17 protein-coding genes and 1 pseudogene are annotated in these 14,021 nt (G+C 31.1%); 10 read left to right on the top strand and 8 right to left on the bottom strand.

Annotation, left to right across the window (positions count from 1 at the left end):
* Nucleotides 1–146: 146 nt before the first annotated feature.
* The 7 genes from KQA_RS0215985 to KQA_RS0215955 form a co-directional block, all read right to left on the bottom strand.
* On the bottom strand, nt 147–578 hold the full coding sequence (locus KQA_RS0215985) for an NUDIX hydrolase (protein ID WP_010182537.1): 432 nt from the start codon (nt 576–578) through the stop codon (nt 147–149).
* A 31-nt stretch (nt 579–609) separates the two neighbouring features.
* Entirely contained in the window at nt 610–897 is a 288-nt protein-coding gene (locus tag KQA_RS0215980) for a hypothetical protein (protein ID WP_010182535.1), read from the bottom strand.
* Between the two features lie 3 nt (nt 898–900).
* Nucleotides 901–1,872: a deoxyhypusine synthase family protein gene (locus KQA_RS0215975; protein ID WP_010182533.1), complete on the bottom strand. Its 972-nt coding sequence runs from the start codon at nt 1,870–1,872 to the stop codon at nt 901–903.
* Nucleotides 1,865–2,809, bottom strand: coding sequence for an agmatinase (gene speB / locus KQA_RS0215970; RefSeq protein WP_010182531.1), 945 nt, complete (start codon nt 2,807–2,809; stop codon nt 1,865–1,867). Before speB ends, KQA_RS0215975 begins: the two co-directional genes overlap by 8 nt.
* A 20-nt stretch (nt 2,810–2,829) precedes the next feature.
* Entirely contained in the window at nt 2,830–4,296 is a 1,467-nt protein-coding gene (locus KQA_RS0215965) for an arginine decarboxylase (RefSeq protein WP_010182530.1), read from the bottom strand.
* Nucleotides 4,297–4,881: 585 nt separating this feature from the next.
* Entirely contained in the window at nt 4,882–5,343 is a 462-nt protein-coding gene (locus KQA_RS0215960; RefSeq protein WP_010182529.1) for a hypothetical protein, read from the bottom strand.
* Between the two features lie 211 nt (nt 5,344–5,554).
* Nucleotides 5,555–6,244, bottom strand: a complete 690-nt coding sequence (locus tag KQA_RS0215955; protein ID WP_010182527.1) for a peptidylprolyl isomerase — start codon at nt 6,242–6,244, stop codon at nt 5,555–5,557.
* Nucleotides 6,245–6,246: 2 nt separating this feature from the next.
* On the opposite strand from KQA_RS0215955, the gene KQA_RS0215950 reads away from it, so the two are divergent.
* Together KQA_RS0215950 and KQA_RS0215945 are read left to right on the top strand one after the other, a co-directional pair.
* Complete coding sequence (locus KQA_RS0215950; protein WP_010182525.1) at nt 6,247–6,885, top strand: NUDIX hydrolase; 639 nt, start codon at nt 6,247–6,249, stop codon at nt 6,883–6,885.
* Between the two features lie 39 nt (nt 6,886–6,924).
* Nucleotides 6,925–7,728: a lysophospholipid acyltransferase family protein gene (locus KQA_RS0215945; RefSeq protein ID WP_010182523.1), complete on the top strand. Its 804-nt coding sequence runs from the start codon at nt 6,925–6,927 to the stop codon at nt 7,726–7,728.
* Between the two features lie 118 nt (nt 7,729–7,846).
* Here KQA_RS0215945 and KQA_RS20815 read toward each other — a convergent pair.
* Nucleotides 7,847–8,047: pseudogene (locus tag KQA_RS20815) on the bottom strand (IS481 family transposase); the annotation flags it as partial.
* Nucleotides 8,048–8,220: 173 nt separating this feature from the next.
* Between KQA_RS20815 and KQA_RS0215935 the strand changes: the two are divergent.
* The 8 genes from KQA_RS0215935 to KQA_RS0215900 all read left to right on the top strand — a co-directional run bounded on the left by KQA_RS0215935 (nt 8,221) and on the right by KQA_RS0215900 (nt 14,003).
* Nucleotides 8,221–8,445, top strand: a complete 225-nt coding sequence (locus KQA_RS0215935) for a type II toxin-antitoxin system ParD family antitoxin (protein ID WP_010182522.1) — start codon at nt 8,221–8,223, stop codon at nt 8,443–8,445.
* A complete protein-coding gene (locus KQA_RS20810) occupies nt 8,445–8,627 on the top strand; it encodes a type II toxin-antitoxin system RelE/ParE family toxin (protein ID WP_010182521.1) in 183 nt (60 codons plus the stop codon). Before KQA_RS0215935 ends, KQA_RS20810 begins: the two co-directional genes overlap by 1 nt.
* Nucleotides 8,540–8,737 (top strand): type II toxin-antitoxin system RelE/ParE family toxin, encoded by a 198-nt coding sequence (locus KQA_RS20805; protein WP_316912304.1) that lies wholly within the window; start codon nt 8,540–8,542, stop codon nt 8,735–8,737. The genes KQA_RS20810 and KQA_RS20805 overlap by 88 nt, the downstream gene beginning before the upstream one ends.
* 274 nt (nt 8,738–9,011) lie before the next feature.
* Nucleotides 9,012–9,662: a DUF4159 domain-containing protein gene (locus KQA_RS0215925; protein ID WP_010182520.1), complete on the top strand. Its 651-nt coding sequence runs from the start codon at nt 9,012–9,014 to the stop codon at nt 9,660–9,662.
* Nucleotides 9,662–10,165, top strand: coding sequence for a TrmH family RNA methyltransferase (locus tag KQA_RS0215920; RefSeq protein ID WP_010182519.1), 504 nt, complete (start codon nt 9,662–9,664; stop codon nt 10,163–10,165). Before KQA_RS0215925 ends, KQA_RS0215920 begins: the two co-directional genes overlap by 1 nt.
* Nucleotides 10,166–10,167: 2 nt before the next feature.
* Nucleotides 10,168–11,256, top strand: a complete 1,089-nt coding sequence (locus tag KQA_RS0215915; protein WP_010182517.1) for an AI-2E family transporter — start codon at nt 10,168–10,170, stop codon at nt 11,254–11,256.
* A 44-nt stretch (nt 11,257–11,300) separates the two neighbouring features.
* Nucleotides 11,301–12,491 (top strand): THUMP-like domain-containing protein, encoded by a 1,191-nt coding sequence (locus KQA_RS0215910; RefSeq protein ID WP_010182516.1) that lies wholly within the window; start codon nt 11,301–11,303, stop codon nt 12,489–12,491.
* A gap of 252 nt (nt 12,492–12,743) precedes the next feature.
* A complete protein-coding gene (locus KQA_RS0215900) occupies nt 12,744–14,003 on the top strand; it encodes an aminotransferase class I/II-fold pyridoxal phosphate-dependent enzyme (protein ID WP_010182515.1) in 1,260 nt (419 codons plus the stop codon).
* Nucleotides 14,004–14,021 lie beyond the last annotated feature (18 nt).

Below are 14,021 nucleotides of genomic sequence, written 5' to 3'. Positions count from 1 at the left end.
TAATTTACGACAAAACCCTCGTATTTACAAGGGTTTTGAGTATTCTGAATGCGCCTAAAAAACTCATTGAATTTCAATGAGTTTTTTGATATTAGTTTAGTTCAAAAAAGATAGGGCTTTGATGTACTGTATACTTGTTTTATAGCCTAGTTTAAAGGGTTTTTATTAGCTAATGATATATGTATATTAAAAAAATATTCTTCAACTACTTTTTTATCTGTTTTATCCATGAGTTTGACAGCTTTTTGCCATGGTATCCATTTTATACAAAAAAACTTATGTGGTTCTAAGTTTTGAGGTTTAATATTGAATCCATCAATTACGTAATAATTTTTAATAACGTAATCCTCATTTTTTAAAACCAAGGCCGTGGTAAATAATTCTAATTTACTAGTATCTAAATGAACTCCTATCTCTTCTATTGTTTCTCTTTTTAAAGAAGCTGATGCAGTTTCATTTTTCTTTTTTACACCGCCAGGTAAAGAGTATTTAAGCTTTTTTTGATTTTTTTCTAGCACCAAAATGTGATCACCCATAATGGCTATTAAGCGTGATTTTTGAACTATTTTTGTATACATATTTTAAATTTTAAAAGTAGGGTTGATCAATTTAATAATCAAATTCAGTAGTTCCTGGCTCATCAAGGAAGTCATTATCTAAATCATGATCTTCCATTTTTTGTTCCAATTTGGCACTTATTTTTACCATGTATAGTGTTTCTCCATCCGAAATTTCGACACACTCAAAAGTTTCATTTTTTGCATTTTTAAATTTTACAATATCATTATCATTATATCCATCAGGATATTTTTCAACTAATAAGTCTAAAACGTCGTGATCTAATTTTTTATAATCGATTATGATTTTTTTTAAATTTGAGTTTGTTGAGCGTGACATATTTTACATGTTTAATAGATAAGCAAATAGCAAAGGAGCTACGATTGTAGCGTCTGATTCAATTATAAATTTTGGAGTGTCAATATCTAGTTTACCCCAAGTTATTTTTTCATTAGGAACAGCCCCCGAATAGGAACCATAACTTGTTGTGGAATCACTTATTTGACAAAAATAACTCCAAAAAGGAGTATTTGTAAGTTCCATATCTTGATATAACATTGGCACAACACATATTGGGAAATCTCCGGCAATACCTCCGCCAATTTGAAAAAAACCAATACCTTCATTAGAATTTAGAGTATACCAATCGGCAAGCATGGTCATGTATTCAATACCCGATTTCATGGTAGTTGCCTTTAATTCTCCTTTCATTACATAGCTAGCAAAAATGTTTCCCATAGTACTATCTTCCCAGCCTGGGACTACTATAGGTAAATTAGCTTCTGCAGCAGCATACATCCAACTATCTTTTAAATCAATTTCATAATACTGTTCTAATACTCCCGAAAGTAACATGCGATACATAAATTCATGAGGGAATAATCGTTCTTCATTTGCTTCAGCTTCTTTCCAAAGTTTTACAATATGTTTTTGTAATCTACGAAATGCTTCTTCTTCTGGGATACAGGTATCGGTAACTCTATTTAATCCCTTGTCTAGTAAATCTCTTTCCTGTTGAGGAGTTAAATCACGATAGTTAGGTACTCGTTTGTAATGACTATGTGCCACCAAATTCATAATATCTTCTTCTAAATTTGCGCCAGTACATGAAATAATGTGAACCTTTTTTTGACGAATCATTTCTGAGAAAATTTTACCCAATTCGGCAGTACTCATAGCCCCTGCTAGTGAAACCAGCATTTTTGATCCATTAGCTAATTGTTTTTCATAAGCTTTAGCTGCATCAACTACGGTTGCGGCATTAAAATGCAAGTAATATTTTTCTATGAATTGTGATATGGCTCCTTTAGTCATTGTATTCATCTTGAAATTTTAAGTTCTTTTTAATCTCTTTAGTTTTAATAATTTTATTGTTTTGATCGTCATCATCCTGATGTGAAGGCAGGAATTTATAACTCAACATTTTATAGTAAAGTTTAGCGGCTAAAAAATCTGAAGCTTTACTGTGTTTATTAGGGCAAAGTTCTACTATATCAAAGCCCACGACGTTTTTTTCTTTAAAAACCTGCTTTAAAAAATCTAATGTTTCATACCAAAGTAATCCCCCTGGCTCTGGAGTTCCTGTTGCAAGTAAAATTGAAGGATCAAAGGCATCTAAATCAAAAGTAATATACACATTTTGTGTCATAGATTCAATGGCATTATCCATCCAATAATCATCTGTAACCATTTCATGGGCATAAAAAACATTTTCTTTGTTTATATAGTTACGTTCAGAACTATCCATACTACGGATACCTACTTGTACTAAATTTGTTTGTTGGTTGGCTTCGTGCAAGGCACAGGCGTGATTATATTTTGTGCCTTCGTAACTTGATCGTAAATCGGCATGTGCATCAATTTGAAGTACCGTTAAATCACTAAAATTTTCATTAAAAGCCCTAATAGCTCCAATAGAAATAGAGTGTTCACCACCAAATAATGTGACAAATTTATTGGTAATTAGTTGTTTTTTTGTGTGTAAATAAACAGCTTCAACCATAGCCTCTGGAGTGCTATTCTCAGTTATCGGTTCGGTAAGATAAATACCTTTTTTGTATACTTCGGTATTTGTTTCTATATCATAAAGTTCCATGTTATTGGAAGCTTCTAAAAAAGCTTCTGGTCCTTTGTCAGCTCCTTTTTGCCAAGTACTTGTTCCATCATAAGGTACTGGAATCAATAGTATTTTGGCATTATCAAAACTTGCGTATTCTTTTGGAATACCAGCATATGTTTTAGCGATACTCATTTTTTTAATAGTATAATTGTTTATAATGAGTTAGAATAATCTAACATGGTGTTCTTTGCTATTTCCTTTTTTTTGGAAATTTGATTTAATTTAAAATCATATCCTAAAATGGATAATAAATCCTCTGAGGTTTGTTGTTTGGAAAAAATAGATGTTAGTATATTACCTTTGGTATCCTTATCAATTATTATATGCTTAGGTTGGGGAATTAAGCAGTGTTGAAGCCCACCATAACCACCTATAGATTCTTGATAAGCACCCGTATTAAAAAAACCTATATATAATGGTTGCTCTTTATCGTATTTAGGTAAATAAATGGCATTAATATGTTGTTCAGAATTGTAATAATCATCACTATCACAAGTAAGTCCTCCTAATAAAACACGTTCATAATTTTCGTTCCAACGATTAATAGGTAGCATTATAAAGCGTTTATTTATGGCCCAAGTATCGGGAATTGTTGTAATGAAAGAGGAGTTGATCATATTCCATTTTTCGCGGTCATTTTGCTGTTTTTGATATAACACCTCGTATATAGCTCCGCCACTTTCACCAACGGTGAAACTTCCAAATTCGGTAAATAAATTAGGAACTTCGACTCCGGCTTCATCACAGGATTGCTTAATTTGATTGACAATTTCAGAAATCATGTATTCGTAATCATAATCAAAAGCTAACGAATTTTTAATTGGAAAACCACCACCAATGTTTAGGCTACTTAGCGATGGGCATTCCTTTTTTAATTTAACGTATACGGACATACATTTCCTTAATTCATTCCAATAATAGGAATTGTCTTTAATGCCTGTATTTATGAAAAAATGAAGCATTTTTAAGCTTACTTGTGTATTATTTTTTATGCTCTCTTTGTAAAAAGGAACAATATTTTTATAGCCAATTCCCAGTCTAGAGGTATAAAATTCGAATTTAGGTTCCTCCTCAGATGCTATTCTAATTCCGATCTCAAAATTTTTAGTTGTTTCCTCACAGATTAAATTAATTTCCTCGTAATTATCAATAATGGGGATACAATTTTTATGTTCATTATTGATTAGTCGGGCTATATTTTTTATGTATTGATCTCGTTTAAAACCGTTACAAATAATATAGGTATCGTTAGTTATTTTTCCTTGTAATTTCAAATTTTCGACAATATCAATATCAAAAGCGGATGAGGTTTCAATATGTATGTTGTTCTTTAAAGCCTCATCCAAAATATGCTGAAAATGAGCACTTTTGGTGCAATAGCAATAATAGTAGGCTCCTTTGTAATTATGCTGTTCAATAGCTTTATTAAACCAATTTTTGGCTCGATTGATATTGTCCGATATTTTTGGTAAATAGGTGAATTTTAATGGTGTTCCATAAATATTTATCAACTCCATTAAGTCAATTCCATGGAAATGTAATTGGTCTTCGTTGAGCTTAAACTCTTCCTGTGGAAAGTCAAAAGTTTGCTCAATTAGGTCAATATACTTAGTTTTCATTGTAGTAGTAAATGATAATTGAAATAAAAAATGTAATAAAAAGAGCCAAATAGCCTTAAAAAAAAATATAAGATCAATTACATCCTAAACTGAAAAATTGTGCAGGGTATAAAAATACGTTGCGACCTAAATCGTAAAATATATAAGGTATTAGAAGTCAGCCTGAGAATTCGGTTCCCTATCCATAGGGCAGTTTTTGGAGTAGACTTCGGTATGCTCCTAAACCCGAATCTGAAAAAAGATTTCATTTATGTAGGCAATGCGTTCTATTGTGCTAACGCATTAGTAATACAAACATAATCAAAAATTAGAATAACCTAACTTTTTCTAATTTTTTTTTAAAGATTCAGTAAAATTTTGCAATTAATTTTTTATCAATTATCGTAAAATATATTCAAAATTTTAATAATTGTTCTATTTAGATATAATCCAAGAAGGATAAAATTATACTAAAAAAGGAGCCAGTAAGCTCCTTTTTTTATGATCGAATCTCAACATAATAAATAAATGCCCCTAAATACTTACTATGAATAAACGCGATCCTTTGTGAAAAAAATCTATTTGAAATTGATTATAGATTTAAAATTAGTTGATATACTTTTTATAGTTTGTTTGTAAATCATTAAAACGAGCCGTTGCATATTTTATATCCGCATTACGTGCATTTACATAGTATTTAACACCTGCATTAAAATTTTTAGTTTCAATTATAGATAACGCCTTTAAATCCTCGGCAGAAAGTACTTTATAACCTCTTTTAGTGATATTATTAAAACGATCAATAGGGTTTTCATGTTTGCTTTCAACGGGTAACGTAGCATAAGTAAATATGCGATGCCCCTTAGAAATATCGTATTTGGTATCCAGGTTTCGTTCTTGAAAATCATCAAGTATTGTATTGGCTTCGGTTTTATCATTAGATATCCCAAAAACCATCCCTCCAGATGCAGTTTTAACTTTCCATTTTAAAACCTCTCTATATCTTTGCGCATTTACAGTGGTCGTAATAGAAAATAGGCTAAATATCAATACTAAAGTTTTTATCATAGTAAGCTCTAAATGTTATAACTAACTTTTTACAGAACAAAATTACTATGTCTTTTGGTTTTAATATATCATGTAAGAATTAAAATCGATATATATTATTTTATACTCGTTGAGTAGGTGTTGTGTGTAAGAAATATTTGTAATTATTTGAAATTGAGTTATTTAATTGGTTTTTTAATGTGTATTTTCTTACATGTGTTTTCTTAATAAATTACTTGATAATTGTTGCTTTCATGTACACATCTTTTCTTGGCCATTCGCTAAAATCAACTTCAACTAGATTTATTTTTTTAGCCACATCCATGCCTTTTATTACGCGTCCAATTACGGTGTGTTCGCCATCTAAATGATGGGAGCCTTTAGGGTCAACGTCTATATAAAATTCAAAAGGACTAGATCTTTTATTCGGATTGTTTTTATACACTCTGGCCATAGCTACACAACCATAATGATGTTTTAATTTTTTTTTGATTTCGTGTGGAATCGTAAATTGACCTATACGTCGTTTAATTTTAGCCATTTCCATTCGATCGCTGTTTCCGCCTTGAATTACAAAGCCTTTCGCTACTCTGTAAAAACAGGTTTCATTTAAAAATTTTCGTTTCACTAATTGAATAAAATTAGCCCTATGTAACGGAGTTTCATTGTATAGTTCAATTTCGATTTCACCAAAATCAGTTGAAAGTTTAACAAAACGTTCTTTATTTTTATTTCCATATTCCGTAAGTATTTCAATCACATTTTTATTAGTAATTCGCTTAGTATACTTTGGTTTTAAAGGGGTAACTTCCTTTTTTTGAACCTCTGGTTTTGTTTGGATGTTTTGTTTAGGTGATTTATTATCTTGGCAAGAAGTAATCCAACAGCTAAGAATAACAAAAGTTAAAAAAAATAGGCGCATAAATGAAGTTTGAAAAATTCTTAAAAGGTATTTCAAAAATAGAAAAAAATAAGCTCCCAGGAGCTTTAGCTCAAATGGAGTTGTCTCCTAAGGATCGAGTTCAATTTTCACAAAATTATGTGACTACAAAAACACGAGAAGCTGGAGTAATGGCTTTGTTTTATGCTAAAAATGAAGAAACCTTTTTAGCTTTAATTTTACGTACAACCTATGATGGAGCTCATTCTGGTCAGGTAGCATTACCGGGAGGGAAGTTTGAATCAAGTGATCTTTCCCTTTGGAATACGGCTTTACGGGAGGTAGAGGAGGAAATTGGAGTGGCGCAACAAAAGGTATCTTTTATAAAATCCTTGAGTTCCTTATATGTTCCCGTATCAGATTTTAGAATATATCCATTTATAGCAAAAGCAAATGAAGCTTTGACATTTCATTTACAGGAGGAAGAAGTTGCAAAATTAATTGAAATGCCTTTGTCATATCTTATTGAACAAAAAGAAATTAAAGAGCTTTTTGTTGATATAGGAATAAATAAATCATTAAAAGTTCCTGCTTTTGAGTTTGAGGATCATATTATTTGGGGAGCCACTGGGATGATTTTAAATGAACTTAAACAATTATTAATAGATAGTTTCGACGTATAAATTGGTATATTTGTCTATAGATTTAACATAAACTATAAAATGGGATTATTGAAAAAAAATCCATTTGGACAATATTTATTTTTAAAAAAGTGGCTAATCCGTATTCTGGGGCCACTTACACATCGTCGATACCGCGGTTTTAATGAACTTGTTATTGAGGGTAGCGAAGTTATTACCAAGCTACCGCATAATAATGTATTATTTGTATCTAATCATCAAACCTATTTTGCCGATGTAGTAGCCATGTTTCATGTTTTTAATGCGAGTTTGAGTGGGCGAGTAGATTCTATTAAAAATGTAGGTTATCTATGGCAACCCAAAATGAATTTGTACTATGTTGCAGCAAAAGAAACGATGCGTTCGGGACCTTTGGCACGAATTTTTGCTTATGCTGGAGCGATAACGGTGGAACGTACTTGGCGTTCTGCGGGTAAAGAAATCAATAGGCAAGTAAAAATGAGTGATATCACAAATATTACTCGGGCTTTAAATGATGGTTGGGTAATTACCTTCCCGCAAGGAACAACAAAACCTTTTAAGCCTATTAGAAAAGGAACGGCGCATATTATTAAGCACCATAAACCCATTGTAGTTCCTATAGTTATTGATGGATTTAGACGCTCGTTTGATAAAAAAGGCTTACGTATAAAAAAGCGAGGAATTTTACAATCATTCATTATCAAGGAACCTTTGGAAATTGATTATGAAAATGAGAGTATTGATAGCATAGTTGAAAAATTAGAATATGCTATAGAACAACATCCATCGTTTTTAAAAGTAATACCACAAGAGGAGCTTGAAGCTGAAGAGGCATTAAACAAGCAACGCGAATGGGAATATTAAACAATTTTTATTTGTAGTAGTGGTCACTACTAGATTTAACATCAGAACATTATACTAAATTTATTTCTTTCCCAACTATCTTTTGATTTTAAGAGACAATTTGTGAAAGGAATAAATTTTCTTTTTTGCCACAAAATTTAGTAACTCTATTTGTGAATATGTTGAGTAATGGTAATTCGTGCTTTAAAAAAAGGAAGCCCTTTATCATTAAATAGATCAGCTGATGCAGAAGTATTTTTACGATATAAAGCTTTGCAAAAGCTACTTTTGAAAATGTATCTACAAAAGTTTGAGCATAAATTTGGTCTATTTTTTTAAGCTATTTTATGCTGATTATTTAATATATCAATGAAGAACAAACTGTGTTGTTGGTAATGTACTTTTTTAGATAAAAATCAAGAGCCAAATAATGCGTTTGTGTAAAATAGTTAAAACCCAAAAAGTTAAATTGTTTATATTAGACAAATATGGATATAATAACTATATTTAAGTATGAATATTAGTTTTACAAAACAGCAGGAAGAGTATATTTCCAAGCAAGTTGCTTCTGGCGAATATCAAAACAATAGTGAAGTAATACGTGATGCTCTAAGACTTCATGGTATTTACAGAGATAAAGTAATAAAAGATTTAAGAAGAGAGATTGAAGAGGGGTGGAATGCTCCAGATAGTAAAAGGACTATGCAAGATATTATTGATTCGAAGAAAAAAGGATAATGCAAAAATTTATATTATCCACAAAAGCTGATAATGATATTGAGGATGTATATAATGATGGAGTAAAAAAAATTGGAAAATCTCAGGCTATAAAATATTTAGAAGAATTGAACTTAATGTTTGTTTTCTTTCTGAAAACCCTAAGGTTGGAAAAGATAGAAGCGAGATTAAAATGGAATTAGTAAGCTTCCCTTATGGATCGCATATTATATTTTATAGAATTTTCAAAAATCATATTCGAATTGTAAGAGTGCTTTATGGAGGAAGAGATTTAGTGAAATTTTTAAAATAATTCTTATAAATTATAGTATTTGGATAACTTACTATTTAATAATCCGATTTTACTATAAAAGCTGCTATTGAGCATTTGGAATACATGTGCATACATTTTTAACGTCGTACTCAGTGAAGTAGAATCAATACAATTAGAATTTACAGATTAAACAGAATTTAAAAAACATATCATATTCTGAAAATAGGGTTAATCGTATTATATCTAAATTCATTTTTTTTGAGTTGTTAATGGAGTATTTTGTAATTTGTATTTTTAATATAGGAATCATACTATGAAATTATTTTGGTGTTTTTGTTTGTTTAATTTTGCCCTACAGGCTACGTCATTACATGCTCAAAAAATAGCAGTGTTACATTACAATGGAGGTGGGGATTGGTATAGTAATCCAACGGCACTACCCAATTTAGTAAGTTATTGTAACACTCATTTAAAAACTACGATTAATACAAAAATAGCAGAGGTAACTCCCGAAAGTTCAGATTTGTTTGATTATCCATACATAAATGCCACAGGGCATGGCAATATATTGTTTAATGATACTGAAGTAGAAAATTTACGTTTGTATCTATTGAGCGGAGGTTTTTTACATATTGATGACAATTATGGGATGGAAAAATATGTAAAAAGAGAAATTGTAAAGCTTTTTCCCGATAAAAAATTAGTAGAAGTAGGAACCGACCATCCTATTTTTAAAGGGAAATATAATTTTCCTAAAGGATTGCCAAAAATACATGAGCACGATGGAAAACAACCTAGAGCAATGGGTATATTTGAAGCAAATCGATTGGTTTTACTTTTTACTTTTGAATGTGATTTAGGTGATGGTTGGGAAAGTCCCGAAGTGCATAACGACCCACAAGAAGTTAGAGAAAAAGCATTGCAAATGGGAGCTAACATTATTAACTATGCGTTTTTGAATTAATGCAATTGAATCATTACAATACCACATTTTCAGAAAAATCACATGATATTATTTTAGCATGTGATGCTGTAAATTCACCAGCAAATATTGGTAGTTTATTTCGAATAGCAGATAGTTTTGGAATTAAAAAAATTCTTTTTGGAAGAGTAACTGTTGATATTTCGAGTCCTAGATTAAAAAGAACTGCCCGATCAACACAAAATTGGATCCCCATGGCAGATAATATTGATTTATTTTCCGAAATAAAATCCTTATCTGTCCAAGGTTTTATACCAATAGCCTTAGAAATTACGGAGAAAAGTACTGCTTTAAACACATTAAATATCCCTAAAAATGCAAAAATAATAGTAGTTTTAGGCGATGAACAATTAGGAGTATCATCACGTATTTTGGAATTATGTGAAACACATGTTCATATACCAATGTACGGAAAAAACTCAAGTATGAATGTTGTTCAAGCTGCTTCGGTAGCACTTTATGAAATTACAAAACAACTTAATTAGTTATGGATAGCAAATCAGTAAGTAATGGCATTCTTAGAGCTGTTAGTATTATTTTAGGAGTAGCATTATTGTTGTTTTTTCTTTATAAAATAAGTGCAATACTACTTTATATTTTAATAGGTGCTGCCATTTCATTAATGGGGAGGCCTTTGATGTTATTTTTAACACGAAAGTTAAAAATGAAAAACAGCTTTGCAGTAATCATTTGTCTGATTATTTTTCTGTTAATTTTCCTTGGGATTTTTACATTATTTGTACCTATTATTATTGAGCAAACACAAATAATTGGTCAAGTGGATATTAAAAAATTAGGAGATGATTTAACACGTCTGGCTAATGAATCGGCAGCTTATTTTCATATCGAAAAATTTAATTTGGTCGATGTTTTACAACAAACAGATATCAGTCAATATTTTAGTCTAAAATGGTTGCCACAATTATTTAATGCGATATTAGGTGGTTTTGGTGGTTTTATGATAGGTTTATTTTCGGTGGTATTTATAGCCTTTTTTGCGTTAAAAGACAGTAAGTTATTGGAAAATAGTTTGCTTGTGTTTGCTAAAAATGAAAATGAAAGCAAATTCATGAATGCTTTTAGTAAAATAAAAGAATTACTTTCCCGATACTTTGTAGGCTTACTATTGCAGGTGTTTATTTTATTTGTAATGTATTCTATTTTACTGCTCATTTTCAAGATAGATAATGCAATAGCTTTAGCTTTAATAGCAGCAATTTTAAATTTAATCCCTTATTTAGGACCAGTAATTGGTTTTGGGTTAATGATGGCTTTAACGGTAACGGGGAATTTAGAAATGGATTTTTCTACGGTAGTTTTTCCAAAAATGGTGTATATATCTATAGGTTATATTATTATTCAATTACTAGATAATTTTGTGAATCAACCTTTTATTTTTGGAAATAGTGTACGCTCACATCCGTTAGAAATTTTTCTGGCCATATTAATAATGGGCGTGTTATTTGGAATTCCGGGCTTAATTGCTGCTGTACCATTTTATACAGCCATTAAGGTGATTTCGAAAGAGTTTTTATCTGAATATAAAATTGTACAATCACTAACTAGTGAAATTTAAGCTGCTATAAGGGGTATTATCAATAATATTTCATAAAATTTATATTGAATAAAAATTTATTACATACCAAGGTTCAAAATTTTTTAAAGACAAATGAACATCAGTCGGCAAGTACGATTGCATTAAAAGGTTCACCTTTTACCAACGTTACTACCCAAGAATTGGCACAACAGTTATCGGGTAAACAAAAGGCAAAATATAAATTGCCTACGTGGTATGCTAGTGATGCTGTGATGTATCCTCCTTTATTAAATTTAGAGCAAACTTCATCTGAAAAAACAGCCTTTTATAAAAGTACATTAGTTTCGGGTGACACTCTAGTTGATGCCACCGGAGGATTTGGAATTGATAGTTATTATTTTTCCAAAAAGATGACTTCGGTAATTCATTGTGAATTAAATAAAGCGCTTCAAAAAATAGCGGCGCATAATTTAGATCAGCTAGGAGCCAAAAATATAACATCTATTAATGCTAATGGAGTTGAAACAGCTTTAGCTCAAACAAAATTAGATTGGTTATATATTGACCCTTCGCGGAGAAGTGATACCAAAGGAAAAGTTTTTTTTTTAGAAGATTGCCTTCCTAACGTGGCGGAAATCCAAGATAATTGTTTTGAAGTAACAAATCATATTTTAGTAAAAACAGCCCCAATATTAGACATAGCCGTAGGATTAAAATCATTAAAATTCGTAAAACAAATTCATATAGTAGCCGTGCATAATGAGGTAAAAGAATTGTTATGGGTTATGAGTAAAGATTTTATCGGTGAGCCCGAAGTGGTGGCTTGCAATATGTTAAAAAGTGGAGACAAAGTATGTGTTAATTTTCCGCTTAGCGCAGAAAAAAAGGCCTTGGCTCGGTTTAATGAAGTTCAAGAGTATTTGTACGAACCTTATGCGGTTGTTATGAAAACAGGAGCTTTTAATTGGATTTCGGAACACTATAAGGTGAATAAATTACAAACTAATTCTCATTTATATACATCGGAAAATATGGTGAATTTTCCGGGAAGAGGTTTTAAGGTGATTAGTGTAATGAATTACAATAAAAAGATAATGAAAGTTTTTGTTGGACAAAAAGTAAATGTTGTATCCAGAAATTTTAAAGAAACGGTAGCACAACTAAGAAAAAAATACAAACTTAAAGAAGGAACGGAACGATATTTGTTCTTCACAACCGACGTAAATAATAATCAAATTGTAATTGATTGTTTAAAAATAGTTTTAAGTAAATAGTAGTTACTTAATGTGTGTTTTTTTGCAGTTTATCTAGATTTTTAATAATAGTTGGTGTTTTTTTAGACTAGAACAAGTATTGATTTTTATTTTAGGTTAAATAAACAAATAGTCGATGAAGTATACTATAATCTGGGGTATAGCTACTAGAACTAAATTGTTAATTACCTGTAAGAATACGCTCTGTATTCGTTATGCAAATGCCGATAAAAAGGTTATTTTTGTGTCACTTTTTAAAAAGTTAATAACTACATGAAAGATTTATTTGATAAGATATATGCCGATAAAGGACCTTTAGGGAAATGGGCGGATAAAGCAGAAGGATATTTTGTTTTTCCTAAGTTGGAAGGACCAATTTCAAATCGCATGAAGTTCCAAGGAAAAGATGTAATTACTTGGAGTATTAATGATTATTTAGGTTTAGCAAATCATCCCGAAGTAAGAAAAGTGGATGCCGAGGCTGGTGTTAAATATGGTTCAGCTTATCCAATGGGAGCTCGTATGATGAGCGGTCATACAGATATGCATGAGCAATTGCAAAATGAATTGGCTGCATTTGTACAAAAAGAAGCAGCTTATTTATTAAACTTTGGTTACCAAGGAATGGTGTCAACTATTGATGCATTAGTATCAAAAGATGATATTATAGTATATGATGTGGATGCACACGCCTGTATTATTGACGGTGTGCGTTTACATGCAGGGAAACGTTTTACTTACCGCCATAATGATATGGAAAGCATTGAAAAGAATTTGATGCGTGCTACAAAATTAGCAGAAAAAACTGGTGGAGGTATTTTATTGATTTCCGAAGGTGTTTTTGGAATGCGTGGGGAACAAGGGAAATTAAAAGAAATTGTAGCTTTAAAGGAAAAATTTAATTTCCGTTTATTTGTCGATGACGCTCATGGCTTTGGGACATTAGGAAAAACAGGAGCAGGAGCAGGTGAGGAACAAGGAGTACAAGATCAGATCGACGTTTATTTTGCCACATTTGCAAAGTCAATGGCAAGTACGGGAGCTTTTATTGCAGCAGATCAAGAAATAATTGATTACTTAAAATATAATTTACGTTCGCAAATGTTTGCTAAATCATTGCAAATGCAATTGGTTGAAGGAGCTTTAAAACGTTTGGATATGTTACGCACCATGCCAGAGCTTAAAGCGAAGCTTTGGGAAAATGTAAATGCATTACAAAGTGGATTAAAATCTCGTGGTTTTGATATTGGAACAACTCAAAGTTGTGTTACTCCAGTATATTTAAAAGGAAGTATACCCGAGGCTATGGCTTTGGTAAAGGATTTGAGAGAAAATCATGGAATTTTCTGTTCTATTGTGGTGTATCCAGTAATTCCAAAAGGATTAATTTTATTGCGTTTAATTCCAACGGCTTCACACACATTACAAGATGTTGAAGAAACATTGGCTGCATTTTCTGCAATTAGAGAAAAGCTTGAAACTGGTGTTTACAAACGTTTAACTGCAGCTATGGCTGCCGAAATGGGAGAATAGTATTCCAAATAATATAAT

Origin of the sequence: Aquimarina agarilytica ZC1, assembly GCF_000255455.1 — a bacterium.
Lineage (GTDB): Bacteria > Bacteroidota > Bacteroidia > Flavobacteriales > Flavobacteriaceae > Aquimarina > Aquimarina agarilytica.
This window is presented reverse-complemented; position numbering and strand designations above follow the sequence as displayed.